The sequence below is a fragment of the Paralcaligenes ginsengisoli genome (assembly GCF_054781135.1).
In genome coordinates this window covers 52,507-72,657 of sequence record NZ_BAAGUZ010000008.1, presented here as the reverse complement: position 1 = coordinate 72,657, position 20,151 = coordinate 52,507, and the positions used below count along the sequence as shown (strand labels likewise).

Below are 20,151 nucleotides of genomic sequence, written 5' to 3'. Positions count from 1 at the left end.
GCATGAAAACGCGCCCTGGCCGATGCTTCCGCCAGGGCGCGATGCTGTTGAGCGGTAACGCCGGCTTAAGTTCCGTTCTGTGATTTGCTTGCGTGCCGGTTTTGGAGCATGACCAGCCGTTCCATATAAGCAAGATCCTTCTCTTCCAGCAGAAAGGCCGATGCGGCCCAGTCTTCGGTAATTTCCATCAGCTCGGCCCTGTCGATGGGCAGTACCCGCTGGCGAGTGCGCAGCATGGCGCGTATGCCGTTGAGCTTGGGCCGAATAACGTCGATAAATGTGCGGGTCGAAATATACGCATTGTCTTTTTCGAACACTCCGTCGACCAGGCCTTTATCGAAATACCATTCGGCGGTATGCGACTCGCCTGTGCTGATCAGCTCTTCCGCCAGCCGCATATGCGATTTTCGTGCTACCAGGGAGTAGGCCCCCATGCCCGGAAAAAGATTGAAGGCAATTTCCGGAAATCCCATTTTCACGTCTTTCTGGGCCAGCACATAATGATGCGCCAGGGCGGCTTCAAAGCCTCCGCCCAATGCGCTCCCTTCGACCATTGCAATGGAAATGGCGCCGGTTCCGAAACCGGTCATGGCTTCGTACACAGCGTCGATACATGCGCGCGCATAGGAAAGTAAAAGCTCTCGCTCGCCGGCACGGATATGCGATGCAAAAAGCTGCAGATCGCCGCCCACGTTATAGACCTGGGGCACGGTAGAGCCGGTTATCCAGAAGTCGATCGGCAGCCCCGAATCGCGTGCGGCGCGCCCCAGGCGGGCGATGTCTTGCAGGAGAGCCGGATTGAAACAGGGGCGGGGCTGGGCATGCAGCATCATCCACAGAATATTGCGGCCTTCCTCATAGAAAGGCGTTATCTGGGTCAGGTCTTGGGCTTCAGTGAACGGTCGGCAAGCCGGATGATCAATTAAGTTCATGGTTGGCCCGACAAGTACCGTTTTTTGCAATCAAGGCAATGACCGCAATGCGTTTGAAGCGTGAGTCTGAAATGATGGGCGTCATTATATTTATAAACGGCAAGCGAGCTTACAAATATGTAGCGAGTAGAGAAATACCCGAATGATGGTAGGCCGGAGGGGAGTGTGTGTGTAAGCGGCTGGTGCCGGGGCGGTGCCGCAGGCAGGATGCGTGTTTTCTGTGTGCTTGCGCAATGTACGCGATAGGTCGAGGGGCGGTCATGGTTTCCTGTACTGAAAACATCCATGCGGAGATGGGCTTACCCTTCGTGTGCACCGCATACTGGTTTGCCTGACGGGTGGTTCAAGTAAAATTACTGTTGCTAATGGTAAGCAGTATACTAACAGAGAAGCACCGTTCTGCAGACTGGTTTTTCCCTATGGCGGGGTGGTTTAGAGGTGTTTCAGGCGTCTTCCGCTTGCAGACCTTGCTGCGCGAGGTCGTGCCGGCCCCCGGTGTGCGAGCCGGCACTATCGAAAACAAGAAAAATCGGCCAAGGGGGAAAAGAGCCGCATGGCCCTTTCCCGATAAAAACCCCTTTAACGCTTAAACGTGCGTGACGAACTTGGTGACCAGGTAGCCATCGAAAGTTTCCGCGCCGCCTTCGCTGCCGATTCCGCTGTCCTTGATGCCGCCGAACGGCGTTTCGGGCAAGGCGCTGCCGAAGTGGTTGATATTGACCATGCCGGCTTCGATACCGTTGGCGGCTTTGGTGGCTGTCTGCAGCGAATTGGTGAATACGTAGGAAGACAGGCCAAAGGGCAGCGAATTGGCTCGCTTGATGACGTCATCGGTATCCGAGAAACGGGTAATCGGCGCGATAGGCCCAAATGGCTCTTCCGTCATGAGCATGGAGTGCTCGGGCAGGTCGGTAACCACTGTGGGCGCAAAAAAGTGCCCGATACGGTTCAATGGCTCGCCGCCCAATACAACCTTGCCGCCCAGCTCGAGGGCATTCTCGACGAATTTCGACATGGTGGGAACGCGCCGCTCATGCGCCAGCGGGCCCATTTGTGTGTCGGGATCCAGTCCGTCGCCCACTTTGACGGTTTTAAGCGTATTGACGAAAACTTCCAGGAATTGATCGTAGACCTTTTCGTGCACGTAAAAACGGGTCGGGGATACGCATACCTGGCCAGCATTGCGCACTTTGAAGCGAGCCAGCTGTTTGGCGGCGCGCTCGATATTGGCGTCGTCGAACACCAGGACCGGAGAGTGCCCGCCCAGTTCCATGGTGACGCGCTTCATGTGCGCGCCGGCCAGCGCCGCCAGGTGTTTGCCTACCGGTACCGAGCCGGTGAAAGATACCTTGCGCACGATGGGCGAGCGGATCAGGTAGTCGGAAACCTCGGACGGTACGCCCCAGACTATATTCAGCACACCCGCCGGCAAGCCGGCATCGTGGAAGATGCGGGCGATGGCCATGACTGCGCTGGGCGAGTCTTCGGGACCTTTGAGAATAATGGTGCAGCCGGCGCCGATGGCGGCGCAAACCTTGCGTATGGCCTGGTTGTAAGGGAAATTCCAGGGGGTAAACGCGGCGCATACGCCGATTGGCTCGCGCAGCACCATTTGCCGCACGTCGGGGCTGCGTGGTGTAATGACACGCCCGTAAATGCGGCGGCATTCTTCGGCGTGCCAGTCGGCGTGATCCGAGCAGGCCATGATTTCGCCCACGGATTCGGCCAGCGGCTTGCCCTGGTCCAGCGTCATGTTGCGGCCGATTTCCTGCGCCCGTTCGCGCGAAAGCTGTCCGACCTTGCGCAGGATTTCCGAGCGCTGCATGGGCGAGCTGTGGCGCCAGGATTCGAAGGCGCGCTGGGCTGAATCAAGGGCGCGGTCGAGGTCGGCCGTGGTGGCGTGAGGAAGCTGGCCCAGCACTTCCAGCGTAGAGGGGTTGCTTACCTCCTGGGTCTTGCGGCCGTCGCCGCCGATAAACTCACCGTCTATATATAGAGCTAACGTTTCATACATGCTGTACTTCCTCGGGTAAATGTTGAAAAATGAGGGCGCGGCTTCGCGACATGAGGCCTGAACGCGACATGTGCCGCTTTAAGCTGCCTTTGGCTTGCAATCCAATACAAAATAGAATACCATAGAGGACTTGCTAGCTAAAATACCATTGCTAGTGACACCAAAAGGCAGTAAACCCTAAGCAGTTTAAGCAAGATTTCAACCCAGGGTTCGGCGGGGTTGCAGGTAGGCGGTTCGAGTTTTGGTTGTGGGGGTTTTGGGCATAACAGGCCCGGAATCATAGGCCCAAAACACAAAATGAAACGATCCGGCTGCGAGCGGCCAAGGCGAATCTGACGGGACCAAAACTGGTTGCGTGGCCCTGTAAATGGTTACAGGGCAAAGCGGCTAAGTTGGAACAGGAAAAATCATGATCCAAATGCAGACCACGCTAGACGTGGCCGACAACACCGGTGCACGTCGAATTATGTGCATAAAAGTGTTGGGCGGCTCGAAGCGCCGTTATGCCGGCATCGGTGACATTATCAAGGTAAGTGTCAAAGATGCGGCTCCTCGCGGGCGCGTCAAAAAAGGCGAAATATACAACGCAGTAGTGGTTCGTACCGCTAAGGGCGTGCGTCGTAAAGACGGTTCGCTGATTCGTTTCGGTGGCAATGCCGCCGTGTTGCTCAATGCCAAGCTGGAACCCATCGGTACCCGCATCTTCGGACCTGTAACGCGCGAACTGCGTACAGAGAAGTTCATGAAGATCGTGTCCTTGGCCCCAGAAGTGCTGTAAGGAGCGAACCATGGAAAAAATCCGTAAAGGCGACGAAGTCGTCGTGTTGACCGGCCGCGATAAAAAACGTCGTGGCACCGTGTTGCAGCGCGTCGATGCCGACCATGTGCTGGTCGAAGGTATCAATGTCGTCAAGAAGCACGTCAAAGCCAACCCCATGGCAGGCAGCCAGGGTGGTATCGTCGACAAGACTTTGCCCATCCACATTTCCAATGTGGCGCTTTTCAACCCCGAAACCGGCAAGGCCGATCGCGTCGGGGTTCAAGAAGTAGACGGTCGCAAAGTTCGTGTATTCCGTTCCAGCGGCGCTGTCGTTGGCGCCAAGGCTTAAGGGGCGAACAACATGGCTCGTTTACAAGAGTTTTATCGCAGCAAGGTCGCCGCTGACCTGCAAGCCAAATTTGGCTACAAAAGCGTAATGGAAGTGCCGCGCATCACCAAGATCACCCTGAACATGGGCGTATCCGAAGCGGTTGCGGACAAGAAAGTCATTGAGCATGCTGTCTCTGACTTGACCAAGATCTCAGGTCAAAAGCCTGTGGTTACCAAAACCAAGAAGGCTATCGCGGGCTTCAAAATCCGTGAAGACTACCCCATTGGCTGCATGGTCACTTTGCGTGGCCGGCGCATGTACGAATTCCTGGACCGCCTGGTCGCCGTGGCTCTGCCGCGTGTACGCGACTTCCGTGGTATCTCGGGCCGTGCTTTCGATGGGCGTGGCAATTACAACGTCGGGGTTAAAGAGCAGATCATTTTCCCCGAAATCGAATACGACAAAATCGACGCGCTGCGTGGGATGAATATCAGCATCACCACCTCCGCCAAGACCGACGAAGAAGCCAAGGCGCTGTTGACGGCCTTCAGCTTCCCGTTTCGCAATTAAGGGGCGATGACGTGGCTAAACTTTCACTCATCAATCGCGACATCAAACGCGCCAAGCTGGCAGAGAAGTTTGCTGCCAAACGTGCCGCGCTCAAGGCCGCCATCGACGACCAGTCGAAATCCGACGAAGAGCGCTATCAGGCTCGTTTGCAACTGCAACAACTGCCGCGCAATTCCAACCCGACTCGCCAGCGCAATCGCTGCGTCGTAACGGGCCGTTCGCGTGGCGTCTATAGCAAATTCGGTTTAACTCGTCACAAGCTGCGCGAAATGGCTATGCGCGGCGAAGTGCCGGGTATGACCAAAGCCAGCTGGTAGGAGAATTACACATGAGCATGAGCGATCCCATCGCCGACATGTTGACCCGCTTGCGCAATGCGCAACAAGTTAACAAGACGTCGGTCAGCATGCCCTCCTCGAAGCTTAAAGTGGCTATTGCCGCTGTGCTGAAAGACGAAGGCTATATCGACAGTTACCAGATCGTCGGCGACAAGGCCAAGCCTGTCCTCGAGATCACCTTGAAATACTACGCTGGCCGTCCGGTCATCGAGCGTATCGACCGCGTTTCGCGCCCCGGGCTGCGTATCTATAAGGGCAGCAAGACCATTCCTCAGGTTATGAATGGTTTGGGTGTGGCTATCGTGTCGACTTCGCGCGGTGTCATGACCGATCGCAAGGCTCGCGCCAATGGCGTGGGCGGCGAAGTGCTGTGCTACGTGGCATAAGGAGAATCACATGTCACGTATTGCTAAATATCCAGTCGCTATGCCCAAGGGCGTGGAAGCGACAATCAGCGCCGGCCAGATTGCCGTCAAAGGCCCTCTGGGTACGCTGACCCAAGACTTGACTGGCGATGTGGTCGTCCGTCAAGAAGATGGTCAACTGACATTTGCAGTTGCTAACGATACCCGCCATGCCAAAGCCATGTCGGGAACTGTGCGCGCACTGGTGGCCAATATGGTTGCCGGCGTCAGCAAAGGCTTCGAGCGTAAGCTGAATCTTGTGGGCGTGGGTTTTCGTGCCCAGGTTCAAGGCGATGCGCTCAAGCTGCAACTTGGTTTTTCGCACGACATTCTGCACAAGATGCCTGCCGGCATCAAAATCGAGTGCCCTACCCAGACGGAAATCGTCGTCAAGGGCGCCAACAAGCAGGTTGTCGGTCAGGTAGCGGCTGAAATCCGCGCTTATCGTGAACCCGAGCCCTATAAAGGCAAAGGCGTACGGTATGCGGATGAACACGTCGTCATCAAAGAAACCAAGAAGAAATAAGCGCGCAGGCAAGGACGAATCATGGACAAGAAAATCTCCCGTTTGCGTCGTGCAGTATCGACCCGCCGGAAAATCCACGAGTTGCGTATGCATCGCCTCTCGATTTTCCGCTCGAACCTGCACATATACGCCAACATCATTTCGCCGGAAGGCGATCGCGTGCTCGTCAGCGCCTCGACGCTCGAGCCCGAAGTTCGCAAAGAACTTGCTGGCCAGAAAGCCAACGGCGGCAACATTGCCGCTGCAGGCCTGGTAGGCAAGCGCGTGGCCGAGAAAGCAAAAGCGGCCGGTATCGAGCTGGTCGCCTTCGACCGGTCGGGCTTCCGTTATCATGGCCGCGTGAAAGCGCTGGCCGATGCCGCGCGTGAAGCCGGCTTGAAGTTCTAAGGAATTCAAATGGCTAAAGCACAAGGCAAGCACGCCCCCGAGCAAGAGCGCGACGACGGTTTACGTGAAAAAATGATTGCGGTCAACCGCGTCAGCAAAGTAGTGAAAGGTGGCCGCACCATGAGCTTTGCTGCGTTGACCGTGGTCGGTGATGGCGATGGCCGCATCGGCATGGGCAAAGGTAAGGCCCGTGAAGTGCCCGTCGCCGTTCAGAAGGCAATGGAACAGGCACGCCGTGGTTTGGTCAAGGTGGCCCTTAAAAACGGCACTTTGCATCATACCGTTGTAGGTAAGCATGGCGCCTCGACCGTTCTCATCCAGCCCGCAGCTGAAGGTACTGGCGTTATTGCCGGCGGCCCAATGCGCGCAATTTTCGATGTGATGGGTGTGCGTAACGTGGTTGCCAAGAGCCTCGGCTCCAGCAATCCTTACAACTTGGTCCGCGCAACGCTGAATGGCTTGCGTGCTTGCTCGACTCCGGCCGAAATTGCTGCCAAGCGCGGCAAGTCGGTCGAAGAGATACTGGGGTAAGTCATGGCACAGAAGCAAATCAAAGTAACCCTCGTGCGTTCTGTTATTGGTACCAAGCAGTCCCACCGCGACACCGTTCGTGGCCTGGGTCTTGGAAAACTCAATAGCAGCCGCGTGTTGATCGATACGCCCGAGGTGCGTGGGATGATCCGCAAGGTGGATTATCTCGTCACTGTCTCGGAAGCCTGAAAGGAATCGGGATGTCAGAAACTCAACTTAATACGCTGCAACCTGCCGAAGGCAGCAAGCATGCCAAGCGCCGTGTAGGCCGTGGTATTGGCTCCGGCCTGGGTAAAACCGCCGGCCGTGGTCACAAAGGCCAGAAATCGCGTTCGGGCGGCTTCCATAAAGTCGGCTTCGAAGGCGGTCAAATGCCTTTGCAGCGCCGTTTGCCCAAACGCGGCTTCACGCCGCTGGGCCGGCACCTGTATGCCGAAGTGCGCCTGTCCGATCTGCAGCGCCTGCCCGTCGACGAAATCGATGTCCAGGTTCTCAAGCAATCGGGCGTGGTTGGCCAGGGCGTGCGTTATGCCAAGGTCATCAAGTCTGGCGAGCTGTCCCGTAAAGTCGTCCTTAAAGGCCTGACTGCAACGGCAGGCGCTCGCGCAGCCATCGAAGCCGCTGGCGGCTCCCTGGCTTAAGAGAGGCTACAGTGGCTAAAGCGCAGGCACAGAGCAAACCGGGTTCACGATACGCCGATCTCAAGCGTCGCGTCGTATTCCTGGTGCTCGCCCTGGTCGTCTATCGGTTGGGAACTCATATTCCGGTGCCGGGCATCAATCCCGACGCACTGGCCGAGTTGTTCCAGCACAACCAGGGCGGCATTCTGGGCTTGTTCAACATGTTCTCGGGCGGGGCGCTGGCGCGTTTCTCGGTGTTTGCACTGGGGATCATGCCCTATATTTCCGCTTCCATCATTATGCAGTTGATGGCGGTGGTGGTGCCCACGCTCGAAGCGATCAAGAAAGAAGGGCAGTCGGGGCAACGCAAGATTACCCAGTACACGCGCTATGGCACGGTGTTTCTGGCCCTGATTCAGGCGGTAGGCATTTCCGTTGCGCTCGAATCGCAGCCGGGCCTGGTCATCGACCCAGGCATGATGTTCCGTTTCACTACCATCATTACGCTGGTAACCGGCACCATGTTCATCATGTGGCTGGGCGAGCAGATTACCGAACGCGGCCTGGGCAACGGCATTTCGATCCTCATTTTCGCGGGTATCGTGGCCGGTTTGCCCAGTGCACTGACCGGCTTGCTCGATCTGGTGCGCACGGATGCGATGTCGGTTTTGTCGGCGTTGTTCATCGCGGCGCTGGTCGTTGCCGTGACCTATTTCGTGGTGTATGTTGAGCGCGGCCAACGCCGGATTACGGTCAATTACGCCAAGCGCCAGGTCGGCAACAAGATTTACGGCGGTCAAAGCTCGCATTTGCCGCTCAAGCTGAACATGTCGGGAGTAATCCCTCCCATCTTCGCGTCGTCCATCATCCTGCTGCCCGCAACGGTAACCAGCTGGTTCTCCAGCAACCCGAGCATGCGCTGGCTGGGCGATCTGGCGGCGGCGCTGTCGCCGGGCCAGCCCTTGTACGTCACGTTGTATGCAGTTCTTATTATTTTCTTTTGCTTCTTCTATACGGCACTGGTGTTCAATAGTCGTGAAACAGCAGATAACCTGAAGAAAAGCGGTGCGTTCGTTCCGGGTATTCGTCCTGGTGAGCAAACTTCGCGTTACATCGACAAGATACTGATGCGATTGACCCTTGCCGGTGCCATCTACATCACTCTGGTGTGTTTGCTGCCCGAACTCATGCAGGCTCGCTGGAATGTGCCGTTTTATTTCGGTGGTACTTCTCTGTTAATTATTGTGGTGGTAACCATGGACTTCATGGCGCAGGCACAGGCCTACATGATGTCTCATCAGTATGACTCGCTGCTCAAGAAGGCCAACTTCAAGGGTGCGGGACTGCCAATGCGGTAAGAAGGCACAATGGCGAAAGACGACGTTATACAAATGCAAGGTGAGGTTATCGAGAACCTCCCCAACGCAACTTTCCGTGTCAAGCTCGAAAACGGCCACGTGGTACTGGGCCATATTTCAGGCAAGATGCGTATGCATTACATCCGGATTCTGCCGGGTGACAAGGTTACAGTGGAACTCACGCCCTATGACCTGTCGCGCGCCCGAATCGTATTCCGCTCTAAATAAGCGGTCGGCTACAGGAAACTAGGAGTCAACCATGAAGGTAATGGCATCGGTAAAGCGGATTTGCCGCAACTGCAAGATCATTAAACGTCACGGCGTGGTGCGTGTCATTTGCACCGACCCACGTCATAAGCAGCGTCAAGGCTAACGCCGAAACGTAACGGAATTAACAAGGAAAAGTCATGGCCCGTATTGCTGGCATCAACATTCCGCCGCATCAACACGCCGAAATCGGACTTACCGCCATTTTTGGTATTGGTCGTACTCGCGCTCGCAAAATTTGCGAAGCTTCGGGTATCGAGCTTTCCAAGAAAGTGAAGGATCTGACCGATGCCGAACTCGAGCGTATCCGCGAACACGTTGGCGTGTTCACGGTCGAAGGTGATTTGCGTCGCGAAGTGCAACTATCGATCAAACGCTTGATCGACTTGGGAACTTACCGGGGTATGCGTCACAAACGTGGCCTGCCTGTACGTGGTCAGCGTACCCGTACCAACGCCCGCACCCGTAAAGGGCCGCGTCGCGCTGCTGCTTCCCTGAAGAAATAATCGAGGATTAGAAGATGGCGAAAGCTTCCACCAGCGGCGCAACCCGCGTACGCAAAAAAATCAAGAAGAGCGTCTCGGACGGCATCGCGCACGTTCATGCGTCCTTCAACAACACGATCATCACCATTACCGATCGCCAGGGCAATGCTTTGTCCTGGGCCACATCGGGTGGTGCCGGTTTCAAAGGCTCACGCAAATCCACGCCCTTCGCTGCCCAGGTCGCAGCCGAGTCGGCGGGCCGCGTTGCCCTGGAATACGGCATCAAAACACTTGAAGTCCGCATCAAGGGCCCCGGTCCTGGCCGCGAATCGTCCGTGCGTGCTCTGAATGCCCTGGGAATCAAGATTTCCAGCATTTCCGACATTACGCCGGTGCCGCATAACGGCTGCCGTCCGCCCAAGCGCCGTCGCATCTAAGGGGAAGCATCTTGGCACGTTATATTGGACCTAAATGCAAGCTCTCGCGCCGCGAGGGTACCGATTTATTTTTGAAGAGCGCTCGCCGCTCGCTCGACTCGAAGTGCAAGCTCGAGTCCAAACCGGGCCAGCACGGCCGCACCTCCGGTGCCCGTACTTCCGACTTCGGTTTGCAACTGCGTGAAAAGCAAAAGCTGAAACGTATGTACGGCGTGCTCGAAAAGCAATTCCGCAAGTATTTTCAAGAAGCTGAGCGTCGCCGTGGCAACACTGGCGAGACCCTGATTCAATTGCTGGAATCGCGCCTCGACAACGTCGTATATCGCATGGGCTTTGGCTCGACTCGCGCAGAAGCGCGCCAGTTGGTCAACCATCGCGCTATCGAACTGAACGGCAAGGCCGCCGACATCGCTTCCATTATCGTCAAGTCCGGCGATGTGGTTGCCGTCCGCGAAAAAGCCAAGGCTCAGGCCCGCATCCGCGAATCGCTCGATCTGGCAACGGGCAATGGCCTGCCCCAGTGGGTAGAAGTCGATGCCAGCAAACTGACCGGTACGTTCAAGCAAGCGCCCGATCGCGCTGATGTCGCCCGCGACGTTAACGAATCGATGGTTGTCGAGCTGTATTCACGTTAATTGCCGGGATAGTGCCGCGTGGCGCTGTCTCGCAACAGGCCCACTTTTTTGCAATCGTCGAAGAAGTGGGCTTTGCGATGTTATCTGCCGGTTCGTCCGGCTTGTCCGTCAGCCTTATCGGTGTAACGAGCCGAGGGTATTGAAAAGGAACACACATGTCGTCTCAAGGTTTTTTGAAGCCCCGCTCTATTGAAGTGGTCCCCGTAGGCAAGAATCACGCGAAAGTCGTGATGGAGCCGTTCGAACGCGGTTATGGCCACACGCTGGGCAACGCGCTGCGCCGCATTCTGCTGTCGTCGATGGCGGGCTATGCGCCCACCGAAGTCCAGATGACGGGCGTGGTTCACGAATACTCCACCCTGGCCGGTGTGCGGGAAGATGTCGTCGATATTCTCCTGAATCTGAAAGGCGTGGTCTTCAAGCTGCATAATCGTGAAGAAGTCGCCTTGGTTTTGCGCAAACAAGGGCAGGGCGTGGTTCTGGCAAGCGATATCGAGTTGCCTCACGACGTTGAAATCATCAACCCCGATCACGTCATCGCCACACTGACCGATGCCGGCAAACTCGAAATGCAAATCAAGGTCGAGCAGGGCCGTGGCTACGTTCCGGGCAATGTGCGCGCACTGGCCGACGACCGTACCCATACCATTGGCCGAATTGTGCTCGATGCTTCGTACAGCCCGGTTCGCCGCGTCAGTTACGCTGTTGAAAGCGCGCGTGTAGAGCAGCGTACCGACCTGGACAAGCTGGTGCTCGATATCGAGACCAACGGTGTGGTATCGCCCGAAGAAGCCGTGCGTCAATCGGCCCGCATCCTGATGGATCAGATTTCGGTTTTCGCGGCGCTCGAGGGTGCTGGCGATTCCTACGAAGCTCCAACCCGCGGCACGCCGCAGATCGATCCTGTATTGTTGCGTCCGGTCGACGACCTGGAGTTGACGGTTCGTTCCGCCAACTGCCTGAAGGCCGAAAACATTTACTACATCGGCGACCTGATCCAGCGTACCGAAAACGAATTGCTCAAAACGCCGAACCTGGGCCGCAAGTCCTTGAACGAAATCAAGGAAGTGCTTGCCGCGCGCGGCTTGACTCTGGGCATGAAGCTCGAAAACTGGCCTCCGCTCGGCCTCGAACGCCCTTAAGGCGCTCGGAAGATATTCGCAGTAAACCAGACGGTGGCTTTATCGCGCCGTCGCTTGCAGTAAACCGGGACAGCAGCACGGTGTGTTGAAGTCCCGCCCTTTCTCCCGGCCCGCAGCACGTACGCTGATAGAAGAGCCGGATAACTCGGCGGATCGAACCGTCAAACAGATTCAAAGGAAAACATCATGCGTCATCGCAGTGGTCTACGTAAATTAAATCGCACCAGCAGCCATCGCCTGGCTATGTTCCGCAATATGGCTGTTTCGCTGTTGACTCACGAAGCAATCAAAACCACCTTGCCCAAGGCCAAGGAATTGCGCCGCGTGGTCGAGCCTCTCATCACTTTGGGCAAAGAGCCTACCCTGGCCAACAAGCGTCTGGCGTTTGCCCGCCTGCGCGATCGCGATGCGGTCGTCAAGCTGTTTGCCGAAATCGGCCCGCGCTACAAAGAGCGCAATGGCGGTTACACTCGTGTTCTGAAAATGGGCTTCCGCCAAGGCGACAACGCACCGATGGCGTTCATGGAGCTGGTTGACCGTCCTGAAGTTGTTGAGGCCGAAGACGCTGAATAAGTCGCCGCGGGCCAATGGCCTGTGTTCACAGGCACAATGGTTCGCGTTTTGAGTGCCAGGCGTCGTGAAAGCAGAATCCCTATCGGCAGATCTTGCCCGTAGGGATTTTTATTTGGCGCAGCCGGTAGTTCGATAAAATGGCCGGATATTGAATCTGTCTGGAACCCCTATGTCGAAATTCATCAAATCCGTCAGTGCCGGCGTTTCCAGACGCGATGTCGATCCCGCGGTGGTACCCATCCCGGCGGCGTCGCATGGCGCATCGCAAGCCCGTGGCCCGGAACAGGGAGGCGACGTGGTACTGGTTCTCGGCAATGCGCCCGATCTGCTGCTGGCCAAGCGCATTGCACACATCCTGGTAGAAGAAGGCCTGGCCGCATGCGTGAACCTTGGAGCGGCGGGCCTGTCCATGTATATGTGGCAGGGCGAACTCGTGGGGGCTGAAGAAATTCCGTTGACCATGAAAACCACGCGTATGCGCCTTCAGGAGCTTATTGCGCGTTTCCAGGACCTGCACCCCGACGAGGTTCCGGAAATCCTCGTGGTGCCGGTTGTCGGTGGTTCGGCAAGCTATCTGGCCTGGGTGCAGAAGCAGACTTCGCCCGCATAGTACGCTGACAGCGCGGCAAATAGGCTACCATCGTGAAAGGCTCATGCAACGCTGCGATGGCCGGTATTTCGACCTGCCGCGCCCGGCGTGTTCAGGGCAAAAGGAATTAGGGAATTTTCAATGATGTATTCGACCCGCGCGGTTCAGGAATCGCGTTATCGGAAAAGCGGGCTGTTGCTGGCGCAATCAGGGTGCGAGTTGCGCAGAGGTGCGTTTTATCCAGGGCGCAGTTTTGCGGTTCTGCTGGCCGTTGCCCTGTTTATTCTCGCCTTGCTGGGTAGTGGCGCGGCGCGCGCCGACGAAGATTATCTCGAACCGGAGCAGGCTTTTACCTTTTCCGCGGCCATGGCCAGCCCTACCGAGCTCGACGTGCACTTCAAGATCGCGCCCAAATACTACATGTATCGAGAGCGCTTCGAATTTGCCCTGACGCCCGACGGCAGCCGCCTGGGCACGCCCGTGCTTCCCGCCGGCATCGTTGAGTACGACCCCACCTTCGACAAGAAGCTCGAGATCTATCACGACCAGGTCACCATTCGCGTGCCGCTCAAACCGGGTGCCGCGCAGGTGCTCAAATTGGCCGTCACCGGCCAGGGCTGCGCCGAAGCAGGGTTGTGCTATGCCCCCATGACCACAGAACTGATGTTGACTCCGACTGCCGGGGGCTATCGGGCCAGCGGCCCAGGTCTCGTGGCCAGCGTGCCCGCGCCGCAAGCGCAAGGCTCCCGGGCGGCGGATTCGGCCAGCAAGGCTCCCGGCCTGGGCTCGGTCCTGAATCTGGGAGACATGGGCTTTGCCTCGTACCTGGCAAGCGCGGGCTGGATCCAGATCGTGGCCTTGTGCCTGCTGCTGGGCCTGTTGCTGTCGTTTACGCCCTGTGTGCTGCCCATGGTGCCCATTCTGCTTGCCATTGTGGCCGGCGATGCCGGCAAACAGGGCAAGGCATCCCGTTGGCGCGGCCTGGCGCTGGCGGCGGCCTATGTACTGGGTATGTCACTGGTTTATACCGCGCTGGGCGTTGCCGCTGGTCTGATCGGGGCCGGCTTGGCTGCCTGGCTGCAGACGCCTTGGGTGCTGGGGCTCTTTGCCTTGTTGCTGGGTTTGTTGGCGCTGGCCATGTTCGATGTCTTTACCCTGCAGGTGCCCAGCGGCATGCAGACGGCGCTCAACAATACTTTGTCGCGAATCCCTGGCGGGCGCTTTGGCGGCGCCTTCGTGATGGGCATGGTGTCCGCGCTGATCGTGGGGCCGTGCGTGGCCGCGCCGCTGGCGGGTGTGCTGCTGTTCATTTCGCAAACCGGCAGCCTGGTGTTGGGCGGGCTGGCGTTGTTTGCGCTGGCTTGGGGGGAAGGCTTGCTGCTCCTGCTGGTGGGCGCGTCCTCCGGAGCCCTGCTGCCGCGAGCTGGAGCCTGGATGGAAGGCGTCAAGCGTCTGTTTGGCATATTGCTGCTGGCGACTGCCTGGTGGATGGTCAACTCGATTCTGCCGGCCTGGCTGACCATGCTGGGCTGGGCATTCCTGGCCGGTTGGAGCGCCGTCATGCTGCATGCTTTCGAGCCTCTGCCGAGCGAAGCGCGGTTGGCGCATTATCTGGGCAAAGCGGTGGGCCTTTTGCTGGCCCTGTGGGCGGCGCTGTTGCTGATTGGCACGGCTGCGGGCGGGCGAGATATATTGCAGCCGCTTGCGGTTTGGCAGGCCGTCGGCGGCCCACCCGGAGAGGGCGGCGCGGCGAGGGCGCAGGCAGGGTCTGGAGCGGGGGGTGATGCCGTTGGCGCCAAGGCCTTGCGGGCCAAGTTCACTCAGGTCGCTTCGGTGGCCGAACTCGATAATCTGCTCGCCAACACCAACCGGCCGGTCATGCTGGATTTCTATGCGGATTGGTGCGTATCGTGCATCGAAATGGAAAAATTCACTTTCAGCGATCCGGCTGTCGCAGAAAAACTATCGCATTTCGTGCTGGTGCAGGCCGATGTTACGAAGAACACCGCCGACGACCGTGCCTTGTTGAAGCGTTTCCACTTGTTTGGTCCCCCCGGCATCATGTTTTTCGACCTCCATGGCCGCTTGCTGGCCGATGCCCGGGTCATAGGTTTTAAAAATGCCGGGCAATTCAGTGCTGTACTGGATCGGGTGCTGGCCGCGGGGAAATAGGCCTTTCGATCGCGCCGCCCGCAATCGGCAAACGGTGGCCTGGTGTTCCGTTCGGATCGAGTGGAACGGCAGGTTTTACCGGTGGTAAACCAGTACAATAGGCGCCGCTCCGTCCACATTCACGAGGTGATCTTTGAGGCAAGACACGCGCGCGCAGCCCGGATGGGTTCGGTATGGGGTGGTATTGGCTGCGATCTTGTTCGCGCAGCTTTCCTGCGGCCCGGCCCAAGCTCATCCGCACGTGTGGGTCGATTACTCGGTCGCGATCCAGGGCAATGGCACGCTTGTGCATGCCTTGAAGGAGCAATGGGTATTCGCCAAAAGCTTCCCGGTGGCGGTGGTGATCGATCCGGCCAACATGCCGAAATCGGGCCCGCTCGATGCAAAAAGCACTGCGATATTCAAGGCCCAGGCATTCAATTCGCTTAAATCCACAAATTACTTCACGCACCTTTACGTCGATGGCAAACCGGCCGTCTTTGGCGAGCCGCGGCATTTTGCCGTGGCAATCGAAAACGACAAGGTGGTGTATACCTTTGAGCTGCCTTTGGCCAAGCCGGTCGACCTGGTTCGCCATGTGGTCGAGCTGGGTGTCTGGGATGAAAGTTTTTTCGTCGACTATCAACCGGCCGAGCCCACCCCTGTAGGGTTCGCGCCAGAGATGGCCGCCCGGTGCAACGCGCAGGCGTATCGCGACCGCGATCATCCGATTTTTGGTGGAATGGTATTCCCGACAGGAGCGAAACTGGCATGCGCCGTGTCGAAGTGAGCATGTTGTGGGTGCGCTGGGCGTGGCTGATCGGCTGCATGCTGATAGTCCTGCAGCCGGCGCATGGCGCCGATGTGTTCGGCCGCAGCACTGAAGATAGCCCGGCGATAGAGCAGCGCCAGGCCTGGCCTGTGCCGCCGCTATTGCGCGAGCTGCTGGTAAAGGGTGTCCGGATCCAGAGCGAGTTGAATGCGCGCCTGGCCGATAAACTCGAAGAGGTGCGTGACGGCACGAATCCGCAAGCCTGGTGGATAATCGTTCTGGCTGCTTTTGCGTACGGAGTCTTGCATGCACTGGGGCCCGGACATGGCAAATTCGTAGTGGGGATCTATCTTGCGTCGCACCGTGCCCGGATCCTGCATGCCGTTTGCCTGAGCGTTTGGGCGGCGCTGGCGCAGGCACTCACGGCAATCGTTCTTGTGCTGGCGCTGGGCGCCTTCTTTCGTCATGGCCTGGGTACAGTCCTGACTCGGGCGGTCGATCTGGAGCTGGCAAGTTACCTGGCGCTGGCCGCAGTTGCGGGATGGACGCTCTGGAGCATAGTCACGCGCCGCGATTGCTGCGACGTAACACCGCGTATACAGCTGCGTACACTGACTTTATCCGGAACAGATACCGAGGAACAGCCGCCGCGCAGTACCTACCTGGGCCATGCATTTCGGCCTGTTGCGCAAGGCCTGTCGAGCAAACGCTGGGCGGGTCGACAGACGGGCCGCGTCTGGGTTGCGCGGCAAATCTTTTTCACTGGCCTGGCTGTCGGATTGCGGCCTTGTGCAGGTGCTTTGTTTGTATTGATTTCGGCATTGGCGTATGGGGTATTCCTGACGGGAGTATTTGCCACGCTTGCCATGGCTGCCGGAGTCGCGCTTACCGTAGTGGCGATTGCACTGGCCGGCCTGGGTGTGAATCGCGCGTTGACGAACCGGGGCCGCAATGGGTCGATACAGCGCGCGCGCCGCTTGCTGGCCCTAAGTGGCGCCGCCTTGATACTTCTGTTTGCCGGCGTGCAATGTTTTCTGCTGATCAGCGGCATGGCGAATCCCTCATTGAGTTGAGGGCCATGCATTGGCAGGCCTTGTGCCCGCCTATTCAGGCAGCGCCTGGCGGTTTGACTGCGTTTGCCTCATCGTCCTGCTTGCGCCATACGCGCCGGAAACGAAGAATCTTGGCTAGCGCGAATCGCGCCATTTTCCACCACCCGGATGGCCGTGGATCGGCCAGCATGCTGAGAGCTCTGGCATAGTCCAGCATCAGCCCCGGCGTCCACGCCATGGTGACGGCACGCTTGCGGATTTGTGCGGCAACCCATAACTCGGGTGTGGTCAGCATTCGTACAAAAGCGCTGGAACCCTTTTTTTTCTCCTGCAATCGGCCCACTGCACCGTCGAGTGCCGCTTCCAGCGCTTGCGAGACGGTGCTCGAACAATTGCGATGAGTCAGGTTATAGGTTGCGTCGCTTCGGGACTGTTCCCAGTACCTGCGGAGTTTTTCCGGGTCGTAGTTCCTGATGCGCACCCGTCTGGTGGAGGGGCGCCATGCTTTTGATTCCGTCGCATAGTCGGGTTGGAATATTCCGGGCAGGTTGTTCTCGGGGGTAGCGCGCAATACTCTGGTGAGATCGTCCGGCGATCGATCGATTTCGACACTGGGGTACAGGCTGATGTATATGCCTTCCGGTGATTCGAGCGCCGCGTGCCCGGTCGATATGGCTCCGTTGACGTCCACCGCGGCAATGTAGCGATCGATAATGGGCTGGCGTTGAACCGGCGCTTTGGATGAGCCGGCCGGCGTCCATATATGAACCGTCAAAGCGTGTTCATGGTCGGCGGGCGGCCCGTCCCATTTGCTCGGCCTGGAGGCGTGCAAGGCCACGTCGGCGGGGATTTCCGGCGCAATGGCCGGGTGCTTGGCGTGCGCGAAAGCCGGATTCGCGACCAGGTGCCTGACACGCGTTGCAAGTATGATCAGGTGTATGCCGCCGAAAGCCAGGAACAGGCCCAGGCAGTAGGGCAAGGTGCCGGCGTAATGCGTCGGATAAGGCTGGTAGAAAAAAATCGCCAGCAATATTTCAGCGATGCCTCCCGCCAGAGCATAACCCCAGCGCCGGTAACGCACTACATAGGCAGAGGCGGATTGCACGATTCCGTCGATCAGAAACAGGGTGCCGAAAATCATCGACAGAATGAAATGGCCGTGCCGGGGGCCCAGCAGGATCAGCACCCCCGCGATGATCACCGCGGTACCCTTCACGTAACGCAGGACTCGTTGTCCGCCAATCCCTGTCCAGGCGACCGCGAGCGTGGCCAGCCCTTCCGCAAGAAAGGCATAGGCGAAAAAAGCTATCGGGAAATACAAGGCGCCATCCAGGGCATCGATGAAGATGAAAACGCCTGCGATCAGCCATAAGCAGCCGATCACCAGCAAACCGCGCCAGCGATCGCGCAAATAGTCGACGCCCAGCAGCAACAGTACAAGCCGGAACATGGCAGCCTTTTTAATGCTTTACATTTCTGTATTTACCGCTTCGGCCGGCAAGAGTGCAAAAGCATCTAGCCCTGTTGTTTGAGCAGTTTGGCCGCCGCAATGGCGAAGTATGTCAGAATTCCGTCGCCGCCGGCGCGCTTGAAGGCGACCAGGGACTCCATCATGACTTTATCGTGATCGAGCCAACCGTTGGCGGCCGCCGCCTTGATCATGGCGTACTCGCCGCTGACCTGGTAGGCGTATGTGGGCATGCCGAAGGCATTTTTCACATCGCGCAGAATATCCAGATAAGGCAGCCCTGGTTTCACCATGACCATGTCGGCGCCTTCGCGGATATCGGCTGCCACCTCCCGCAGGGCTTCGTTACGGTTGGCCGGGTCCATCTGGTAGGTGAATTTATTGGATTTCCCCAGGTTGGTGGCCGAGCCCACCGCATCGCGGAATGGTCCGTAAAACGCGCTGGCATATTTGGCGGAATACGCCATGATGCGGGTATAGATATGCTTTTGGGCTTCGAGCGCCTGGCGGATCGCGCCGATGCGGCCGTCCATCATGTCGCTGGGCGCCACGATATCGACACCGGCCGCGGCCTGGACCAGCGCCTGGCTCGTCAATATTTCCACGGTGGGTTCATTCAGCACATAGCCGTCGGCATCGATCACGCCGTCTTGCCCATGGCTGGTGTAGGGGTCCAGCGCGACATCGGTCAATATCCCCAGCTCGGGGAAATGCTTCTTGAGCATGGCAACCGTGCGTGGAATCAGGCCCTTGGGATTGGTGGCCTCGATGCCATCGGGGGTTTTCAGGCTGGGGGCGATGACCGGGAACAGGGCCAGCACCGGAATGCCAAGCGCAACGCATTCTTCGGCGACCTTCAGCAAGGTGTCGGGCGAATAGCGCACCACGCCGGGCATGGAGGGCACGGGCTCCTGTATGCCCTGGCCTTCCATGACAAATACCGGGTAAATCAGATCGCTGGCCGTCAGCACGTTTTCGCGCACCAGACGGCGCGAAAATTCGTCACGGCGGTTGCGGCGGGGACGGGCGGCCGGAAAATCGGCTGAAACGATAAAAGAAGTCATGGAACAACCTTTGGAGAAATCCAGTTTTCAATATGGGCGGCCGCTTCTTCCAGCCCGATGCGATGGGTAGCGGAAAATGGCACGGTGTTCAGGGCGCCGATATCGGCCAATTCTTTTCTGACGGCGAATACGGCCTTGACACGCTGGCCATAAGGCAGCTTGTCGGCCTTGGTCAGTAGCGCCAGAACCGGGCGCTGCGTAGGGGCAACCCAGTCGGCCAGCCGGCGGTCCATCTCGGTGACGCCGCGCCGGATATCGATCAGCAGCACGATACCCGCCAGCGATTCGCGTTCGCGCAGGTAGCCGCCCAATACCTCGGCCCATTCTTCGCGAGCATTTTTTGCCACTGAAGCATAGCCGTAGCCGGGCAAATCCACCAGGAATCCCAGGGACTGGTCGGGATCCAGGGGGTCGGGAATGCCAAACAGGTTGATCAATCGGGTACGCCCCGGCGTTTTACTGGAGAACGCCAGGCGCCTTTGATTGGTGAGCACATTGATGGCTGAAGATTTGCCGGAATTGGACCTGCCGACGAAGCAGACTTCGGCGGTGGTCGGGGCCGGCAATTGATCCAGGCGGGCCGCGGAAACTGTGAAACGGGCGCGATGCAAAATAGACACGGGGTTACCTAGGTCGGTTTAATTTAACTGCTATTGTATAATCGCAGGTTTGAAACTGTTGCGGTCGTTGTGGTTGGGAGGTTCTTCCGGCGAAAACGGCCTAATCTTAGTGGCGTATATCGCCC

At 58.0% G+C, this 20,151-nt stretch carries 27 protein-coding genes; 22 read left to right on the top strand and 5 right to left on the bottom strand.

The features are described from left to right. Positions 1–65: 65 nt before the first annotated feature. Positions 66–932 (bottom strand): crotonase/enoyl-CoA hydratase family protein, encoded by an 867-nt coding sequence (locus ACYVIS_RS05690; protein WP_460873472.1) that lies wholly within the window; start codon positions 930–932, stop codon positions 66–68. Between the two features lie 586 nt (positions 933–1,518). Next, positions 1,519–2,946 (bottom strand): NAD-dependent succinate-semialdehyde dehydrogenase, encoded by a 1,428-nt coding sequence (locus ACYVIS_RS05685; protein ID WP_460873471.1) that lies wholly within the window; start codon positions 2,944–2,946, stop codon positions 1,519–1,521. A gap of 409 nt (positions 2,947–3,355) precedes the next feature. Here ACYVIS_RS05685 and rplN point away from each other — a divergent pair, with 409 nt between their 5' ends. The 22 genes from rplN to ACYVIS_RS05575 all read left to right on the top strand — a co-directional run bounded on the left by rplN (position 3,356) and on the right by ACYVIS_RS05575 (position 16,895). Continuing rightward, on the top strand, positions 3,356–3,724 hold the full coding sequence (rplN, locus tag ACYVIS_RS05680) for a 50S ribosomal protein L14 (protein WP_232741985.1): 369 nt from the start codon (positions 3,356–3,358) through the stop codon (positions 3,722–3,724). Positions 3,725–3,734: 10 nt separating this feature from the next. Further along, entirely contained in the window at positions 3,735–4,055 is a 321-nt protein-coding gene (gene rplX / locus ACYVIS_RS05675) for a 50S ribosomal protein L24 (protein WP_232741986.1), read from the top strand. Between the two features lie 12 nt (positions 4,056–4,067). Beyond that, positions 4,068–4,607 (top strand): 50S ribosomal protein L5, encoded by a 540-nt coding sequence (gene rplE / locus ACYVIS_RS05670; RefSeq protein ID WP_232741987.1) that lies wholly within the window; start codon positions 4,068–4,070, stop codon positions 4,605–4,607. Between the two features lie 11 nt (positions 4,608–4,618). Continuing rightward, a complete protein-coding gene (gene rpsN / locus ACYVIS_RS05665) occupies positions 4,619–4,924 on the top strand; it encodes a 30S ribosomal protein S14 (RefSeq protein ID WP_232741988.1) in 306 nt (101 codons plus the stop codon). An 11-nt stretch (positions 4,925–4,935) separates the two neighbouring features. After that, positions 4,936–5,331 (top strand): 30S ribosomal protein S8, encoded by a 396-nt coding sequence (rpsH, locus tag ACYVIS_RS05660; protein WP_232741989.1) that lies wholly within the window; start codon positions 4,936–4,938, stop codon positions 5,329–5,331. A gap of 10 nt (positions 5,332–5,341) precedes the next feature. Next, positions 5,342–5,875 carry a 50S ribosomal protein L6 gene (gene rplF / locus ACYVIS_RS05655; RefSeq protein ID WP_460873470.1) on the top strand — a complete coding sequence of 178 codons (534 nt, stop codon included), beginning with the start codon at positions 5,342–5,344 and terminating at the stop codon, positions 5,873–5,875. A gap of 21 nt (positions 5,876–5,896) precedes the next feature. Continuing rightward, positions 5,897–6,262 carry a 50S ribosomal protein L18 gene (gene rplR / locus ACYVIS_RS05650; RefSeq protein ID WP_232741991.1) on the top strand — a complete coding sequence of 122 codons (366 nt, stop codon included), beginning with the start codon at positions 5,897–5,899 and terminating at the stop codon, positions 6,260–6,262. A gap of 9 nt (positions 6,263–6,271) precedes the next feature. Next, positions 6,272–6,793: a 30S ribosomal protein S5 gene (gene rpsE, locus ACYVIS_RS05645; RefSeq protein WP_232741992.1), complete on the top strand. Its 522-nt coding sequence runs from the start codon at positions 6,272–6,274 to the stop codon at positions 6,791–6,793. 3 nt (positions 6,794–6,796) lie between these two features. Then, entirely contained in the window at positions 6,797–6,982 is a 186-nt protein-coding gene (rpmD, locus tag ACYVIS_RS05640) for a 50S ribosomal protein L30 (protein WP_232741993.1), read from the top strand. 11 nt (positions 6,983–6,993) lie between these two features. Then, positions 6,994–7,434, top strand: a complete 441-nt coding sequence (gene rplO / locus ACYVIS_RS05635; protein WP_232741994.1) for a 50S ribosomal protein L15 — start codon at positions 6,994–6,996, stop codon at positions 7,432–7,434. Between the two features lie 11 nt (positions 7,435–7,445). Further along, the gene (gene secY, locus ACYVIS_RS05630; RefSeq protein ID WP_460873469.1) at positions 7,446–8,771 is read left to right on the top strand and encodes a preprotein translocase subunit SecY; all 1,326 of its coding nucleotides are present in this window, start codon (positions 7,446–7,448) and stop codon (positions 8,769–8,771) included. Between the two features lie 9 nt (positions 8,772–8,780). Then, positions 8,781–8,999, top strand: a complete 219-nt coding sequence (gene infA / locus ACYVIS_RS05625) for a translation initiation factor IF-1 (RefSeq protein WP_068375372.1) — start codon at positions 8,781–8,783, stop codon at positions 8,997–8,999. Between the two features lie 31 nt (positions 9,000–9,030). Then, positions 9,031–9,144, top strand: coding sequence for a 50S ribosomal protein L36 (rpmJ, locus tag ACYVIS_RS05620; protein WP_003805360.1), 114 nt, complete (start codon positions 9,031–9,033; stop codon positions 9,142–9,144). A gap of 34 nt (positions 9,145–9,178) precedes the next feature. Then, positions 9,179–9,544, top strand: a complete 366-nt coding sequence (gene rpsM, locus ACYVIS_RS05615; RefSeq protein ID WP_073104496.1) for a 30S ribosomal protein S13 — start codon at positions 9,179–9,181, stop codon at positions 9,542–9,544. 14 nt (positions 9,545–9,558) lie between these two features. Continuing rightward, positions 9,559–9,960, top strand: coding sequence for a 30S ribosomal protein S11 (rpsK, locus tag ACYVIS_RS05610; RefSeq protein ID WP_232741996.1), 402 nt, complete (start codon positions 9,559–9,561; stop codon positions 9,958–9,960). An 11-nt stretch (positions 9,961–9,971) separates the two neighbouring features. Beyond that, a complete protein-coding gene (rpsD, locus tag ACYVIS_RS05605; RefSeq protein WP_232741997.1) occupies positions 9,972–10,595 on the top strand; it encodes a 30S ribosomal protein S4 in 624 nt (207 codons plus the stop codon). A 155-nt stretch (positions 10,596–10,750) separates the two neighbouring features. Next, on the top strand, positions 10,751–11,737 hold the full coding sequence (locus ACYVIS_RS05600) for a DNA-directed RNA polymerase subunit alpha (RefSeq protein WP_232741998.1): 987 nt from the start codon (positions 10,751–10,753) through the stop codon (positions 11,735–11,737). A 186-nt stretch (positions 11,738–11,923) separates the two neighbouring features. Further along, positions 11,924–12,310: a 50S ribosomal protein L17 gene (gene rplQ, locus ACYVIS_RS05595; RefSeq protein ID WP_232741999.1), complete on the top strand. Its 387-nt coding sequence runs from the start codon at positions 11,924–11,926 to the stop codon at positions 12,308–12,310. A gap of 238 nt (positions 12,311–12,548) precedes the next feature. Next, positions 12,549–12,920: a divalent-cation tolerance protein CutA gene (cutA, locus tag ACYVIS_RS05590; RefSeq protein ID WP_232744737.1), complete on the top strand. Its 372-nt coding sequence runs from the start codon at positions 12,549–12,551 to the stop codon at positions 12,918–12,920. A 120-nt stretch (positions 12,921–13,040) separates the two neighbouring features. Then, positions 13,041–15,071, top strand: a complete 2,031-nt coding sequence (gene dsbD, locus ACYVIS_RS05585) for a protein-disulfide reductase DsbD (RefSeq protein WP_460873468.1) — start codon at positions 13,041–13,043, stop codon at positions 15,069–15,071. 133 nt (positions 15,072–15,204) lie between these two features. Next, the gene (locus tag ACYVIS_RS05580) at positions 15,205–15,840 is read left to right on the top strand and encodes a DUF1007 family protein (protein ID WP_460873467.1); all 636 of its coding nucleotides are present in this window, start codon (positions 15,205–15,207) and stop codon (positions 15,838–15,840) included. Next, on the top strand, positions 15,822–16,895 hold the full coding sequence (locus ACYVIS_RS05575) for a nickel/cobalt transporter (RefSeq protein ID WP_460873466.1): 1,074 nt from the start codon (positions 15,822–15,824) through the stop codon (positions 16,893–16,895). The genes ACYVIS_RS05580 and ACYVIS_RS05575 overlap by 19 nt, the downstream gene beginning before the upstream one ends. Before the next feature lie 34 nt (positions 16,896–16,929). Here the strand turns inward: ACYVIS_RS05575 and ACYVIS_RS05570 are convergent, their stop codons facing one another. The 3 genes from ACYVIS_RS05570 to yihA form a co-directional block, all read right to left on the bottom strand. After that, the gene (locus tag ACYVIS_RS05570) at positions 16,930–18,324 is read right to left on the bottom strand and encodes an HdeD family acid-resistance protein (RefSeq protein ID WP_460873465.1); all 1,395 of its coding nucleotides are present in this window, start codon (positions 18,322–18,324) and stop codon (positions 16,930–16,932) included. A 65-nt stretch (positions 18,325–18,389) separates the two neighbouring features. Beyond that, on the bottom strand, positions 18,390–19,406 hold the full coding sequence (gene hemB / locus ACYVIS_RS05565) for a porphobilinogen synthase (RefSeq protein ID WP_460873464.1): 1,017 nt from the start codon (positions 19,404–19,406) through the stop codon (positions 18,390–18,392). Beyond that, positions 19,403–20,026, bottom strand: a complete 624-nt coding sequence (gene yihA / locus ACYVIS_RS05560; RefSeq protein ID WP_460873463.1) for a ribosome biogenesis GTP-binding protein YihA/YsxC — start codon at positions 20,024–20,026, stop codon at positions 19,403–19,405. The genes hemB and yihA overlap by 4 nt, the downstream gene beginning before the upstream one ends. Positions 20,027–20,151 lie beyond the last annotated feature (125 nt).

What these genes read in the sequence shown, in the direction of transcription:
- ACYVIS_RS05690 (WP_460873472.1), bottom strand. Translation starts at nt 932, where the DNA reads ATGAACTTAATTGATCATCCGGCTTGCCGACCGTTCACTGAAGCCCAA.
- ACYVIS_RS05685 (WP_460873471.1), bottom strand. Translation starts at nt 2,946, where the DNA reads ATGTATGAAACGTTAGCTCTATATATAGACGGTGAGTTTATCGGCGGC.
- rplN (WP_232741985.1), top strand. Translation starts at nt 3,356, where the DNA reads ATGATCCAAATGCAGACCACGCTAGACGTGGCCGACAACACCGGTGCA.
- rplX (WP_232741986.1), top strand. Translation starts at nt 3,735, where the DNA reads ATGGAAAAAATCCGTAAAGGCGACGAAGTCGTCGTGTTGACCGGCCGC.
- rplE (WP_232741987.1), top strand. Translation starts at nt 4,068, where the DNA reads ATGGCTCGTTTACAAGAGTTTTATCGCAGCAAGGTCGCCGCTGACCTG.
- rpsH (WP_232741989.1), top strand. Translation starts at nt 4,936, where the DNA reads ATGAGCATGAGCGATCCCATCGCCGACATGTTGACCCGCTTGCGCAAT.
- rplF (WP_460873470.1), top strand. Translation starts at nt 5,342, where the DNA reads ATGTCACGTATTGCTAAATATCCAGTCGCTATGCCCAAGGGCGTGGAA.
- rplR (WP_232741991.1), top strand. Translation starts at nt 5,897, where the DNA reads ATGGACAAGAAAATCTCCCGTTTGCGTCGTGCAGTATCGACCCGCCGG.
- rpsE (WP_232741992.1), top strand. Translation starts at nt 6,272, where the DNA reads ATGGCTAAAGCACAAGGCAAGCACGCCCCCGAGCAAGAGCGCGACGAC.
- rpmD (WP_232741993.1), top strand. Translation starts at nt 6,797, where the DNA reads ATGGCACAGAAGCAAATCAAAGTAACCCTCGTGCGTTCTGTTATTGGT.
- rplO (WP_232741994.1), top strand. Translation starts at nt 6,994, where the DNA reads ATGTCAGAAACTCAACTTAATACGCTGCAACCTGCCGAAGGCAGCAAG.
- infA (WP_068375372.1), top strand. Translation starts at nt 8,781, where the DNA reads ATGGCGAAAGACGACGTTATACAAATGCAAGGTGAGGTTATCGAGAAC.
- rpmJ (WP_003805360.1), top strand. Translation starts at nt 9,031, where the DNA reads ATGAAGGTAATGGCATCGGTAAAGCGGATTTGCCGCAACTGCAAGATC.
- rpsM (WP_073104496.1), top strand. Translation starts at nt 9,179, where the DNA reads ATGGCCCGTATTGCTGGCATCAACATTCCGCCGCATCAACACGCCGAA.
- rpsK (WP_232741996.1), top strand. Translation starts at nt 9,559, where the DNA reads ATGGCGAAAGCTTCCACCAGCGGCGCAACCCGCGTACGCAAAAAAATC.
- ACYVIS_RS05600 (WP_232741998.1), top strand. Translation starts at nt 10,751, where the DNA reads ATGTCGTCTCAAGGTTTTTTGAAGCCCCGCTCTATTGAAGTGGTCCCC.
- rplQ (WP_232741999.1), top strand. Translation starts at nt 11,924, where the DNA reads ATGCGTCATCGCAGTGGTCTACGTAAATTAAATCGCACCAGCAGCCAT.
- dsbD (WP_460873468.1), top strand. Translation starts at nt 13,041, where the DNA reads ATGATGTATTCGACCCGCGCGGTTCAGGAATCGCGTTATCGGAAAAGC.
- ACYVIS_RS05575 (WP_460873466.1), top strand. Translation starts at nt 15,822, where the DNA reads ATGCGCCGTGTCGAAGTGAGCATGTTGTGGGTGCGCTGGGCGTGGCTG.
- ACYVIS_RS05570 (WP_460873465.1), bottom strand. Translation starts at nt 18,324, where the DNA reads ATGTTCCGGCTTGTACTGTTGCTGCTGGGCGTCGACTATTTGCGCGAT.
- hemB (WP_460873464.1), bottom strand. Translation starts at nt 19,406, where the DNA reads ATGACTTCTTTTATCGTTTCAGCCGATTTTCCGGCCGCCCGTCCCCGC.